Source organism: Pseudomonas sp. S3_G06 (genome assembly GCF_054667565.1).
The window spans coordinates 3,426,740-3,439,452 of record NZ_CP162738.1 but is presented as its reverse complement, the minus strand read 5'-3'; the positions used below and the strand labels follow the sequence as shown (position 1 = coordinate 3,439,452).

At 60.1% G+C, this 12,713-nt stretch carries 12 protein-coding genes; 5 read left to right on the top strand and 7 right to left on the bottom strand.

Annotation, left to right across the window (positions count from 1 at the left end):
• Position 1: 1 nt before the first annotated feature.
• The 3 genes from AB4N47_RS15325 to gcl form a co-directional block, all read right to left on the bottom strand.
• Complete coding sequence (locus tag AB4N47_RS15325; protein ID WP_016771028.1) at positions 2 to 895, bottom strand: 2-hydroxy-3-oxopropionate reductase; 894 nt, start codon at positions 893 to 895, stop codon at positions 2 to 4.
• A 119-nt stretch (positions 896 to 1,014) separates the two neighbouring features.
• Positions 1,015 to 1,797, bottom strand: a complete 783-nt coding sequence (gene hyi / locus AB4N47_RS15320) for a hydroxypyruvate isomerase (protein WP_056783872.1) — start codon at positions 1,795 to 1,797, stop codon at positions 1,015 to 1,017.
• 209 nt (positions 1,798 to 2,006) lie between these two features.
• Positions 2,007 to 3,782 (bottom strand): glyoxylate carboligase, encoded by a 1,776-nt coding sequence (gene gcl, locus AB4N47_RS15315; RefSeq protein ID WP_336355198.1) that lies wholly within the window; start codon positions 3,780 to 3,782, stop codon positions 2,007 to 2,009.
• A gap of 268 nt (positions 3,783 to 4,050) precedes the next feature.
• On the opposite strand from gcl, the gene AB4N47_RS15310 reads away from it, so the two are divergent.
• Together AB4N47_RS15310 and AB4N47_RS15305 are read left to right on the top strand one after the other, a co-directional pair.
• Positions 4,051 to 4,491 carry a GlcG/HbpS family heme-binding protein gene (locus tag AB4N47_RS15310; protein WP_130927505.1) on the top strand — a complete coding sequence of 147 codons (441 nt, stop codon included), beginning with the start codon at positions 4,051 to 4,053 and terminating at the stop codon, positions 4,489 to 4,491.
• A 212-nt stretch (positions 4,492 to 4,703) separates the two neighbouring features.
• Entirely contained in the window at positions 4,704 to 5,162 is a 459-nt protein-coding gene (locus tag AB4N47_RS15305; protein WP_263469760.1) for an REP-associated tyrosine transposase, read from the top strand.
• Positions 5,163 to 5,264: 102 nt separating this feature from the next.
• Here AB4N47_RS15305 and AB4N47_RS15300 read toward each other — a convergent pair whose 3' ends face one another.
• Positions 5,265 to 5,873: a TetR/AcrR family transcriptional regulator gene (locus AB4N47_RS15300; protein ID WP_051600396.1), complete on the bottom strand. Its 609-nt coding sequence runs from the start codon at positions 5,871 to 5,873 to the stop codon at positions 5,265 to 5,267.
• Positions 5,874 to 6,008: 135 nt separating this feature from the next.
• On the opposite strand from AB4N47_RS15300, the gene AB4N47_RS15295 reads away from it, so the two are divergent.
• Positions 6,009 to 6,923 (top strand): DUF808 domain-containing protein, encoded by a 915-nt coding sequence (locus tag AB4N47_RS15295; protein WP_217863983.1) that lies wholly within the window; start codon positions 6,009 to 6,011, stop codon positions 6,921 to 6,923.
• Positions 6,924 to 7,050: 127 nt separating this feature from the next.
• Here the strand turns inward: AB4N47_RS15295 and AB4N47_RS15290 are convergent, their stop codons facing one another.
• Positions 7,051 to 7,839 (bottom strand): MlaA family lipoprotein, encoded by a 789-nt coding sequence (locus AB4N47_RS15290; RefSeq protein ID WP_024012144.1) that lies wholly within the window; start codon positions 7,837 to 7,839, stop codon positions 7,051 to 7,053.
• Entirely contained in the window at positions 7,832 to 9,130 is a 1,299-nt protein-coding gene (locus tag AB4N47_RS15285) for a serine protein kinase PrkA (RefSeq protein WP_016771020.1), read from the bottom strand. The genes AB4N47_RS15290 and AB4N47_RS15285 overlap by 8 nt, the downstream gene beginning before the upstream one ends.
• Positions 9,131 to 9,354: 224 nt before the next feature.
• Here AB4N47_RS15285 and AB4N47_RS15280 point away from each other — a divergent pair, with 224 nt between their 5' ends.
• Complete coding sequence (locus AB4N47_RS15280; protein ID WP_341638803.1) at positions 9,355 to 9,723, top strand: hypothetical protein; 369 nt, start codon at positions 9,355 to 9,357, stop codon at positions 9,721 to 9,723.
• 120 nt (positions 9,724 to 9,843) lie between these two features.
• Here AB4N47_RS15280 and AB4N47_RS15275 read toward each other — a convergent pair whose 3' ends face one another.
• On the bottom strand, positions 9,844 to 11,439 hold the full coding sequence (locus tag AB4N47_RS15275) for a glycoside hydrolase family 17 protein (protein ID WP_341638804.1): 1,596 nt from the start codon (positions 11,437 to 11,439) through the stop codon (positions 9,844 to 9,846).
• A gap of 297 nt (positions 11,440 to 11,736) precedes the next feature.
• Here AB4N47_RS15275 and AB4N47_RS15270 point away from each other — a divergent pair, with 297 nt between their 5' ends.
• The gene (locus AB4N47_RS15270) at positions 11,737 to 12,588 is read left to right on the top strand and encodes a glycine betaine ABC transporter substrate-binding protein (protein ID WP_460154268.1); all 852 of its coding nucleotides are present in this window, start codon (positions 11,737 to 11,739) and stop codon (positions 12,586 to 12,588) included.
• Positions 12,589 to 12,713: the final 125 nt, after the last annotated feature.

Here is a 12,713-nt window from a genome sequence, read left to right as displayed (position 1 = left end):
TTTATTTGTTGTCGCGAATCGAGAAATTGGCCATGTGTTCCAGGCCCTTGATCAGCGCCGAGTGGTCCCAGTTGCTGCCACCGATGGCCGCGCAGGTGCTGAATACCTGCTGGGCATTGGCGGTGTTCGGCAGGTTGATGTTCAGTTCCTTGGCGCCTTGCAGGGCCAGGTTCAGGTCCTTCTGGTGCAGGCTGATGCGGAAGCCCGGGTCGAAGGTGCCTTTGATCATGCGCTCGCCGTGCACTTCGAGGATCTTCGAAGAGGCGAAACCGCCCATCAGCGCTTCACGCACCTTGGCCGGGTCGGCACCGTTTTTCGAAGCGAACAGCAGGGCTTCAGCGACAGCCTGAATGTTCAGCGCGACGATGATCTGGTTCGCCACTTTGGCGGTCTGGCCGTCGCCATTGCCGCCGACCAGGGTGATGTTCTTGCCCATGGCCTGGAACAGCGGCAGGGCGCGTTCGAAGGCATCGGCGTCGCCACCGACCATGATGCTCAGGGTGGCGGCCTTGGCGCCGACTTCACCGCCGGACACTGGCGCGTCGAGGTATTGCGCGCCTTTCTCGTTGATCTTCGCCGCGAAGGCTTTGGTCGCGGTCGGCGAAATCGAGCTCATGTCGATGACCACTTTGCCTTTGCCGATACCGGCGGCAACACCGTCGGCGCGGAACAGTACGTCATCGACCTGCGGGGTATCCGGAACCATGACGATGATGAATTCGGCTTCCTGCGCCACTTCACGCGGGTTGGCCAGGGCAACGGCGCCAGCGGCGACCAGATCGGCCGGGGCCGCGTCGTGGTGTTGCGACAGGAACAGGCTGTGACCGGCTTTCTGCAGGTTCGCCGCCATTGGGTGGCCCATGATGCCGGTGCCGATGAATCCGATTTTAGCCATGAGAAAATCCTCTTGTTTTTGTCGTGCCCCCAACCCATGGCTGGTGAGCTTTTGTGGCGAGGGGATTTATCCCCGTTGGGCAGCGCAGCTGCGCCAGATTTTTTGCAATGCGTGGTCAATCAGATTGCGTTGTGTGATTTCAACCAGCCCAGGCCCGCTTCGGTGGTGGTCAACGGTTTGTACTCGCAACCGACCCAACCCTGATAACCGATGCGATCAAGGTGTTCGAACAGGAAGCGGTAGTTGATCTCACCGGTGCCCGGCTCGTTGCGCCCCGGGTTGTCCGCGAGCTGCACATGGTTGATCTCGCCCAGGTGCGATTGCAGGGTGCGGGCCAGATCGCCTTCCATGATTTGCATGTGGTAGATGTCGTATTGCAGGAACAGATTGGCGCTGCCGACCTGCTCGCGAATCGACAGGGCTTGCGCCGTGTTGTTCAGGTAGAAACCGGGAATGTCACGGGTGTTGATCGCTTCCATCACCAGTTTGATGCCCACCGCTTGCAGCTTGTCGGCGGCGTATTTGAGGTTGGCGACGAAGGTCTTTTCCACGGTGGCATCGTCAACGCCTTGCGGGCGGATGCCGGCCAGGCAGTTGACCTGGGTGTTGCCCAGCACTTGCGCGTAGGCAATCGCCAGATCGACCCCGGCGCGGAACTCTTCGACCCGATCCGGCAGGCAGGCAATACCGCGCTCGCCCTTGGCCCAGTCACCGGCCGGCAGGTTGAACAGCACTTGGGTCAGACCGTTGGCCTCGAGTTTTGCCTTGATTTCAGCCGAGCTGAAGTCGTACGGGAACAGGTATTCAACGCCACTGAAACCGGCCTTGGCGGCGGCGTCGAAACGGGCGAGGAAATCCTGTTCGGTGAACAGCATGGACAGGTTGGCTGCGAAACGCGGCATGGTGGTCTCCCGTAAATCTTGTGAGGTCCCCTGTGGGAGCGAGCTGTGGCGAGGGGATTTATCCCCGTTCGGCTGCGAAGCAGTCGTAAACCATTGTATGCGGTGTACCTGATACGCCGCGGTTTCAGGTTTTGAGGCCGCTTCGCGCCCTAACGGGGATAAATCCCCTCACCACACAGGCTCGCTCCCACAGGGAGAGCAGTCAGCAGTTAATCCAACATCGAAATCGCCGTCGGCGCGTCATTGCCGACCAGTGCCAGGTCTTCGAACTCGTTGACCGCGTTGATCTCGGTACCCATGGAGATGTTGGTCACACGCTCCAGAATGATCTCGACGATCACCGGCACCTTGAACTCTTCGATCATCTGTTCGGCCTTGCGCAGGGCAGGGGCGATTTCCGACGGTTCGAACACACGCAGCGCCTTGCAGCCAAGGCCCTCGGCGACTGCGATGTGGTCAACCCCGTAACCGTTGAGTTCCGGCGCATTCAGGTTATCGAAGGACAGCTGCACGCAGTAGTCCATTTCGAACCCGCGCTGGGCCTGACGGATCAGGCCCAGGTACGAGTTGTTCACCACGACGTGGATGTACGGCAGTTTGAACTGAGCGCCGACCGCCAGTTCTTCGATCATGAACTGGAAATCATAGTCCCCCGACAGGGCCACGACTTTCCGGCTCGGATCGGCCTTCACCACGCCCAGCGCCGCCGGAATGGTCCAGCCCAACGGGCCTGCCTGGCCACAGTTGATCCAGTGACGCGGCTTGTAGACGTGCAGGAACTGCGCGCCGGCAATCTGCGACAGACCGATGGTGCTGACGTAGCAGGTGTCCTTGCCGAACACCTGGTTCATTTCTTCGTAAACGCGCTGCGGCTTGACCGGCACGTTGTCGAAGTGAGTCTTGCGATGCAGGCTGGCCTTGCGCTGCTGGCAATCCTGCAGCCAAGCGCTGCGGTTTTTCAGCTTGCCGGCGGCTTGCCATTCACGGGCGACTTCGATGAACACCGTCAGCGCTGCCGCGGCGTCGGAAACGATGCCCAGATCCGGCGTGAACACACGGCCGATCTGCGTGCCTTCGATGTCGACGTGAATGAACTTGCGACCTTCGGTGTACACGTCAACCGAACCGGTGTGGCGGTTGGCCCAGCGGTTACCAATGCCCAGCACCACATCGGATTTGAGCATCGTCGCGTTGCCGTAACGGTGCGAAGTCTGCAGACCGACCATGCCGACCATCAGCGGGTGATCATCAGGAATGGTGCCCCAGCCCATCAGGGTCGGGATGACCGGAATACCAGTCAGCTCGGCGAACTCGACCAGCAGGTCGCTGGCGTCGGCGTTGATGATGCCGCCGCCGGCCACCAACAGTGGGCGCTCAGCCTGATCCAGCAAAGCCAAAGCTTTTTCAACCTGAACGCGGGTCGCAGTCGGCTTGGCCAATGGCAGCGGCTGGTAAGCGTCGATGTCGAATTCGATTTCGGCCATCTGCACGTCGAACGGCAGGTCGATCAGTACAGGGCCTGGACGGCCGGAGCGCATTTCATAGAAAGCTTTCTGGAACGCGTAAGGCACCTGGCCCGGCTCCAGAACGGTGGTCGCCCACTTGGTCACTGGCTTGACGATGCTGGTGATGTCGACTGCCTGGAAGTCTTCTTTATGCATACGGGCGCGGGGTGCTTGCCCGGTGATGCAGAGGATTGGAATCGAGTCGGCCGAGGCGCTATAGAGCCCGGTGACCATGTCGGTACCGGCCGGGCCGGACGTGCCGATGCACACGCCGATGTTGCCGGCCTTGGTGCGGGTGTAGCCCTCGGCCATGTGCGAGGCGCCTTCAACGTGGCGAGCAAGGACGTGATCGATGCCACCGACCTTCTGCAAGGCGGAGTACAGCGGGTTGATCGCTGCGCCCGGGATGCCAAAAGCGGTATCAACCCCTTCACGGCGCATCACCAGAACGGCGGCTTCGATTGCTCTCATTTTGCTCATGGTTTTGTGCCTCTTTACGTTTTGTAATTGTATACAAGTGGCTTTGCGCAGAGTGTATTCACGACGGACGGCGCAGGTCAATCCATTTTCTCAAGCGCCTGTTTCATTCGTCGGAAGCCCGCTGTGCTGTGGCTTTTCGTCGCATGTGGCGCTTTTCGAGAATTATTGTATACAAAAACATAACTCATTGTGTTCTATTTGTGTCACCGGACTGCGGCGAAAACGCGCAGTCCCACGACTTTCCCTATAACAAAATGAGGACGGCACCATGAGCGCTTTAACCTTGAAAGTCGCAGTCAACCTGGTCAGCGAAGCCATCAACGCAGGACGCGGCATCAACGCCGCACCGCTGACCATCGCGGTACTCGATACCGGTGGCCACCTGATCGCCCTGCAACGCGAAGACGGCGCCAGCCTGCTGCGCCCCGACATCGCCATCGGCAAAGCCTGGGGCGCCATCGCCCTGGGTAAGGGTTCGCGCCTGCTCGCCCAGGACGCCCAACAACGCCCGGCGTTTTTTTCTTCGCTGAACAGCATGGGGCAGGGCAGCGTTGTGCCGGCACCGGGTGGCGTGCTGATTCGCAACCAGGCGGGTGAAGTGCTGGGCGCGATCGGGATCAGTGGGGATTTGTCGGATGTGGATGAGCAGGTGGCGATCAGAGCGGTGGAGGCGCTGGATTTGCGGGCGGATGGCGGGGTGGCTGTTTGAATGTCAGTGTCTGAATAACCGCTTTCGCGAGCAGGCTCGCTCCCACATTGAGTTTGGGTTGGACACAAAATGTTCGAGTGTTCGAAAGCCCCTGTGGGAGCGAGCCTGCTCGCGAATAGGATCTGCGCTACACATCTTGCTAAAAGTCTGACGCTCCCCTTGCCATCGCCACGGCTAGCCTTCTCATGATCAACCTGTGAGAAGGCAACGGAATGCCGGATTTATCTGCTTCACATCGCTTGCGCATCGGACGCTATTCAGAACACAACCGCATTTACCTTCTGACCGCCAATACCGCCGGGAGAGAACCCGTATTCAGCGATTTCTTCCTTGGCAGAATGCTTGTAAGCCAATTCCGGGCAGCTGAGGAAACGGGATTGGCCAATTCTCTGGCTTGGGTCGTAATGCCAGATCATTTTCACTGGCTGATTGAATTGAAGAGTGGCTCGCTCGGCGAATTGATGCAGCGAACCAAATCCCTCAGCACCAAAGCGGTAAAGCTTTCGACCGGCCGAAAGACCAGCCTTTGGCAACCTGGCTTCCATGACCGTGCACTGCGTAAAGAGGAGAATCTGGTGAAGATGGCGCGGTATGTCATTGCCAACCCATTGCGGGCAGGGCTGGTCAAAAGCCTTGGCGACTATCCGTTGTGGGATTCGATCTGGTTATGAGTTGAGGTGTGCGGTGCGGCTATTCGCGAGCAGGCTCGCTCCCACAGGAGAATGCATTCCAAATGTGGGAGCGAGCCTGCTCGCGAAGCGGTTCCCCCGATCTCACTGATCCGGCTCACACCCCTTCAACACCAACCGGATAATCGTCTGCGCCGCCGCTTCATAATCGGCCTCATCCAGCTTGTCCTTCCCGGTCACTGCGGAAATCTGCCAGTCGAAGTCGGCGTAGGTCTGGGTCGCAGCCCAGATGCTGAACATCAGGTGGTTGGGGTCGATCGGGGCGATCTGGCCGCGGTCGATCCAGCTCTGGATGCAGGCGATGTTGTGCTTGGCCTGGGCGTTGAGCTGCTCGACCAGGTCGGCGCTCAGGTGCGGGGCGCCGTGCATGATTTCGCTGGCGAACACCTTGGAGGCGTAGGGCAGGTCGCGGGAGATGCGGATCTTCGAGCGGATGTAGCCGCTCAGCACCTCGCTCGGCACGCCGTCCGGGTTGAACGGGGTCGAGGCCTGCAGAATCGGCTCGATGATGCTTTCCAGCACCTCGCGGTAGAGGTTTTCCTTGGATTTGAAGTAGTAGTAGACGTTGGGCTTGGGCAATCCCGCCTTGGCGGCGATGTCGCTGGTTTTGGTCGCCGCGAAGCCCTTGTCGGCAAACTCTTCGCTGGCGGCGCGCAGGATCAGTTCTTTGTTACGCTCGCGGATTGTGCTCATAAACCCGGTGGTTCCTTGCCTGTTCTGGCGGTGGCGCATGGTAGCACCGGCCTTGAGCGGCGCTCAACAATGCAGCCTGTGGCCGGCGGTCGCGTTATGCTTGGCAACATTCATACACAGAAGGAAACAGGATTCATGGCAGGAAGCAGTTTGCTGGTGCTGATCGATGACATCGCCACCGTTCTGGATGACGTTGCATTGATGACCAAGATGGCCGCGAAGAAGACCGCCGGGGTGCTCGGTGATGATCTGGCGCTCAATGCCCAGCAGGTTTCGGGCGTGCGCGCCGAGCGGGAAATTCCCGTGGTCTGGGCGGTGGCCAAGGGCTCGTTCGTCAACAAGCTGATCCTCGTGCCGTCGGCATTGGCGATCAGCGCTTTCGTACCGTGGCTGGTGACGCCGCTGTTGATGGTCGGCGGCGCGTACCTGTGCTTCGAGGGTTTCGAGAAGCTCGCGCACAAGTTTCTGCACAGCAAAGAGGAAGACGAGGCAGAGCACACGCAGTTGACCGAAGCAGTGGCCGATCCCGCCACCGATCTGGTGGCGTACGAAAAGGACAAGATCAAAGGCGCGATCCGCACTGACTTCATTCTCTCGGCAGAAATCATTGCGATCACCCTCGGCACCGTGGCAGATGCCTCGCTGACGCAGCAAGTGGTGGTCATGTCCGGCATCGCCATTGTCATGACCGTGGGCGTCTACGGTTTGGTGGCGGGCATCGTCAAGCTCGACGATCTGGGGCTGTGGCTGACACAGAAGCCCGGGCAGATGGCGAAAAAGATCGGCGGCGGCATCCTCAGCGCCGCGCCGTACATGATGAAAACCCTGTCGGTGGTCGGCACGGCGGCGATGTTCCTGGTCGGCGGCGGCATCCTCACCCATGGCGTGCCGGTGCTGCATCACTGGATTGAAGGCGTCGGCGCAGCGGCAGGGAGCGCCGGGTTCGCCGTGCCGATGCTGCTCAATGGTGTTGCGGGGATTATTGCTGGCGCAGCGGTGTTGGCGGTGGTTTCGGTCGTAGGCAGGCTCTGGAAAGCGCTGAAGGGTTAATCAGCAACACATAACAAATGTGGGAGCGAGCCTGCTCGCGAATGCGGTAGTTCAGTCAATATCGATGTTGACTGAAACTCCGCGTTCGCGAGCAGGCTCGCTCCCGCAGTGTTTTGCGGCAGCCGATTTACTCGGCAATCTGCAACTTGCGCGCCTCGGTGTAGACGTACCGCACTTTCTCGTACTCGAACGGCGAGTTCATCTGACCATAGCGGAAGCTGGTCTGGTAGCGCTTGTCGATCGCACGCAAGGCCCAGACTTCCGGGTGGTTGGAGCTGACTTCGGCGACGTTGAGGAAGTTGATCGCAGTGTCGGCGGTGTAATCCACGGCCAGACCTGCGGTGTCGCGGATGTTCGACGGGCCGAAGATCGGCAGTACGAAGTAGGCGCCGCCCGGTACGCCGTAGAAGCCCAGGGTCTGACCGAAGTCTTCGTTCTGACGTGGCAGGCCCATGGCGGTGGCCGGGTCCCACAGGCCGGCGATGCCGATCGTGGTGTTGAGCAGCAGGCGCGCGGTGGTTTCCATCGAGCGCTGGCCCTTGAACTGCAACAGGCTGTTGACCAGGTTCGGCACGTCACCAATGTTGTTGAAGAAGTTGCTCACCCCGGTACGCACAAAGCTTGGGGTGATGTAGCGATAGCCATCGACTACCGGCAGGAACACCCACTGGTCGAAGCGATAGTTGAAGTGGTAGACCCGGCGGTTCCACGATTCCAGCGGGTCATAGACGTTCAGCGCGTTGAGCGTCGAACGTTCGAACTCGCGCTGGTCCAGGCCCGGGTTGAACTTGAGTTTGGTCAGCGGTTCCTTGAAGCCGTCGCTGTCGACCACCACCGGTGCGTCGGCTTTACTGTTGTCGGCCTGGGCCACGCCTGCACAGAGGAACGCTGCAATCAGCAGGAGATATTTAGCCACGGAAGAACTCCAGCATGGCGTCGCTGTTGACGCGATAGTTAAGGTTGCCGCAGTGGCCGCCCAGTGGATAAACGGTCAGGCGATCACCGAAGGTTTTACGCAGGAAGCCCAGGTCGCCAGGGCCGAGGATGACGTCGTCGGCGTTGTGCATGACGGCGATTTTCGGGCTGTCGTGCAGGTAATCCTTGAGCGCATACAGGCTGACCTGATCGATCAGTTGCAGCAGGCTGCCGCCGTCAGTGCGCGCGCGCCACATCGGAATGACCTGCTCGGTGATGTAGCAGTCGAAGTCGCATTGCAGCGCACGCTTGAGGAACGGCGTGAGGCTGGTGCCTTCGGTGATCGGGAATTTCGGCGGGGTAATCAGGCCGCGACGGTTGACCAGGTCCGAGGTGTAGGCAATGTCGGCTGCCGAGAAGCGGAACGACGTGCCAATCAGCATGGCCATCTGCTCATTGGTCAGGTGCTGCTTGGACTGCTGGAAGTCATACAGCAGCGCATCGTTGAGGTCGATGTAGCCTTTCTGTTGGAAGTAGCGGGTCAGCTTGCTCAGTACCAGTTCGTAGAACGTGGTGCTGTTGTTGATGCCTTTCACCTCGGTCTGTACCAGCTTGTCGAGGTTGGTCACCGAGGTATAGAGGTTGACCGGCGGGTTCAGCAACAGGACTTTCTTGAAATTGAAGCTGCGGCGCGTCTCGTCCAGATGCGCGACGAATGCAGCATCAAGGGCGCCGAGGCTGTAACCGGTCAGATAGTACTCGGTGACCGGCAGTTTCGGGTTCTGCGCCCGCACGGCCTGCATCACCCGATACATGTCTTCGGCATCTTCCTTGGTCACGCCCGGGGTGGCGAAACGCGAGGCGGCGCTGATGAAGTCGAAGCTGGTCGGCGACGACAACTGCACGACGTGGTAGCCGGCCTTGTAATACAGCTTTTTCAGGTATTCGTTGAGCGTGCTGTCAAAGCGCGCGCCGGTGCCGGCGATCAGGAAGATCAGCGGCGCCGGCTTGTCCTGCGTGGCGATGCGGTAGGTGAGCTTCTTGACTGCCCAGAAATTGTCCGGCAGCTGGAACTCGCGCTCCGGGCGCAGGGTGAGGCTGCGGTCCGTTTGATTGATGTCGTCGTCCAGCGGCAACTCCGGACGCAGATCCGGCGGTGTCGTGGCGATCGTCGCCTCGAACGGGTTGGTCAGCGGGTAGCCATAGCTGGCGGCGTCGATATCCACCGCCAGCGCGGACGCACTCAAGATAAGGCCGCTGAACAGCGCGGCGAAGCGCAAGGAACGGAGCATGACTAGATCCCTTAGAGGAAGGTGCCGATTGAAGTTCGCAGGCTATGACCACCGGCCGTGCGCCAAAGTGCCATGCTGCGGCACCAAACAGGCGGAATTCGGGGTAATAGTAGCTGGACGATACACGTTGCGAGGGCTCGCTGAACAGTTAACAGTTGTTAGTGCTTGCGAATGCCGGTCGGCAGATTAAGCTGGCCGCCGATTTCCGCAGATTGGAGTGCTCCATGTCCCGCCGCTTGCCCGTGATTGTGCTGCTTGTTTTGTTGCCGCTGTGGCTGGCCGCCAGCTATGCCGCGCGCTATGGCTTCATGGAAGACGGGCAGTGGGTGGGCATCTGTGTCGACGAAGCCAGTCGTTGGCAATGCCTGGTGCGTGCGAATCTGGGGCTGATGATTCATTTCAAGGTGTTGGGCTGGGCGGCGATGGGCACGGCGGTATTGGCATTTGTCGTGCCTGGACGGGCAGGGTGGTGGCTGGCGGTGCTGGCGCTGGTGTTCGGCCTGCCGGCGCTAGCGTTGTACAACACGACGTTGGCGGTGTTTGCGGTGGTGATTGCCGGGTTGCGCCTGGTCCGCGAGTACCGCAGCGCCTGACAGTCAGTCATCGCGGGCAAGCCCGCTCCCACAGGGATTGAGGTGAACACAACATTTGTGTGCAGCAGAAATCCTGTGGGAGCTGGCTTGCCAGCGATGGCGATTTCGAAGGCGCTGAAATCAGGCCTTGCGAACCCGCAGGCATCGCCACAACGCCACCACCATCAGTCCACTGACCAGCGCCCAACCCCACGCCTGCTGATTCAGCATCCCTTCCTGATACAACTGCGGTGCAATCCCGGCTCCGACGATAAAGGTCAGCAGAGCAATCTCCCGACGCGGCACGCTCACCGGGCGGCACAGGTAGGCCAGCGCCGGCAGCACGAACGCCATGCTGGCGAAACTGCGATAGCGCGGATCGAAGACCATCTCCAGCATCATCACCGCCGCGGCAAAACCGGCCGCCACGACCAGCCAGCCGGCGCGCCGTTCGAGGAAATCGAAGGCTCGCGCGCGCCAACCCATACGTGCGCTTAACGTTAGCGCGGCATGCGCGAGGACCAGTAAATTCAACCCGGTCAGCAAGCCGACCCACAGCCATTCACCGGCAAATCGTGTGGTCAGCCGCGCCAGATCGCCCCAGGCGCCAATCGAGCACGCTGCGACCGCGCCCAGCAGTGGCAGCAAAAGCGCCGAACGTGTGCTGCGCACGCGTCCACCAAGCATCAGCGTGCCGAGGAAAATCAAGGCACCGACTGCCAGCCATTCTTTCCAGTACGGCACGTTGCTCACCGGCCCAGCGAGTACGCCTTTGTCCTGCCGATCGGCATCGAACAGGCCCCAGTAGCCGCCGACCGCGCCTTCACTGCCGCGCTTCCACGGTTGATCGAAGGCTTCGATCAGGTTGTAACGCCAGCCTTCCTGCTCGGCCATCGCCACAAAGCCACGAATGAATTTTGCCTCGTTGACCCGGCTCGGTAGGGCTGTTTCACGCTGACGTCCTTCGCTCGGCCAGCCGGTTTCGCCAATCATCACGTCTTTGGGCGCGAACTTGTTGCCGAACACCTGACGCACATCCGCCACATGCTGCAGCGCCACGTCGATGTTCGACGGATCGTCTTCCCAGTACGGCAGCAGGTGAATGGTCAGAAAGTCCACGGCCGGGGCGATTTCCGGATGCTTGAGCCAGAATTCCCAGACGTCGGCGTAGGTCACCGGTTGCTTGACCTGGCTTTTGACCTTGTTAATCAGCCGCGCCAGTTGCGCGCCGGTGACCTCTTTGCGCAGCAGTGCCTCGTTGCCGACGATTACGGCTGTGACCACGTCGGGGTTGGCATTGGCCGATTTGATCAGCAGCTCGACTTCCTGCTCGGTGTCGACCGGGTTGCTGTTGACCCAGGCGCCGATCACCAACTTCAGACCGTGCTTGCGCGCCAGATCGGGCAGGGCGTCGAGGCCGGTCATCGAGTAGGTGCGGATGCATTCAAAGCGCGTCGCCAGCAGTGTGAGGTCGGCGTCCATGCGCTCGGGGCGCAATTTGAACGGCACGTCGAACGGCGATTGGTCCTTGTCGAACGGTGTGTAGGAGGCGCATTGCAACTTGTGCGTCGGCGTCGCGGCGTCCGGCAGGATCACCGGTTGGCCGAGGCCATACCAGAAACCGCCAAGGGCCAGGAGCCCGAGCAGGCAGGCGAACAGATAAGGCAGAAAAGGAAATCGGTACGTCGCGGACATGGTCAGGCCGAGTGGCTGCAAAGCGACGCATGTTACCTGCATTTATAGAAGGGCAGGTGGCTCGCAGGCGTTGTACATGCAAAGTTCGGGCGGATTGTCTGGCGTCAATTAATCGCGCTTGATTAATGGCTTTCTGATGTCGTTTCTCGCTGCCTTGAGGTCGCTGACAGAGCAGGTCGCCGGTCGCTTGAGGTTGATGATCAAACCATCAGTACCCTTTTTGAAAAATCGGCTGATGTTCGGTGTGTGAGGTCCGGCGTGATGGGGGCGCTGTGCACCATAACAATACGTTGACGATGCCCGGCATCCGTCGGGCGCAGCATTTCGGGGAAGTAAACGATGAAGATGCGACGACTTTTAGGCGCAGGTGCCGTTCTGGCGCTTGCGATGAGTTCCACTTTCGCCAACGCTGAAAAACAGACCCTGAACATCGGTTACGTTGACGGCTGGTCCGACAGCGTCGCGACCACTCACGTGGCGGCCGAAGTGATCAAACAGAAACTCGGTTATGACGTGAAGCTGCAAGCCGTCGCCACCGGGATCATGTGGCAGGGCGTGGCCACCGGCAAACTCGACGCGATGCTCTCGGCCTGGCTGCCCGTGACCCACGGTGACTACTGGACGAAAAACAAGGATCAGGTCGTCGACTACGGCCCGAACTTCAAGGACGCGAAGATCGGCCTGATCGTGCCGGAGTACGTCAAAGCCAAATCGATCGAAGACCTGAAAACCGACGATACCTTCAAAAACCGTATCGTCGGCATTGACGCCGGTTCAGGCGTAATGCTCAAGACCGATCAGGCGATCAAGGATTACGGTCTGGACAAGTACAGCCTCAAGGCCAGTTCCGGCGCCGGCATGATTGCCGAGCTGACCCGCGCCGAGAAGAAAAACGAATCCATCGCTGTCACCGGTTGGGTGCCGCACTGGATGTTCGCCCAGTGGAAGCTGCGCTTCCTCGACGACCCGAAAGGCGTGTATGGCCAGGCTGAAACCGTGAACAGCATCGGCAGCAAAGGCCTGGACGCCAAGGCGCCGGAAGTGGCCAAGTTCCTGAAAAACTTCCAGTGGGCCTCGAAAGACGAAATCGGCGAGGTCATGCTGGCGATTCAGGACGGCGCCAAGCCTGATGCAGCGGCCAAGGACTGGGTGGCCAAACACCCGGAACGTGTAGCTGACTGGACCAAATAACCGCAAATAGCTTCGGATCACCGCAAACCCTGTGGGAGCGGGCTTGCCCGCGATAGCGGTCTGTCAGTTGACTGATCAGTTGACTGAAACGACGCCATCGCTGGCAAGCCAGCTCCCACAGGTTT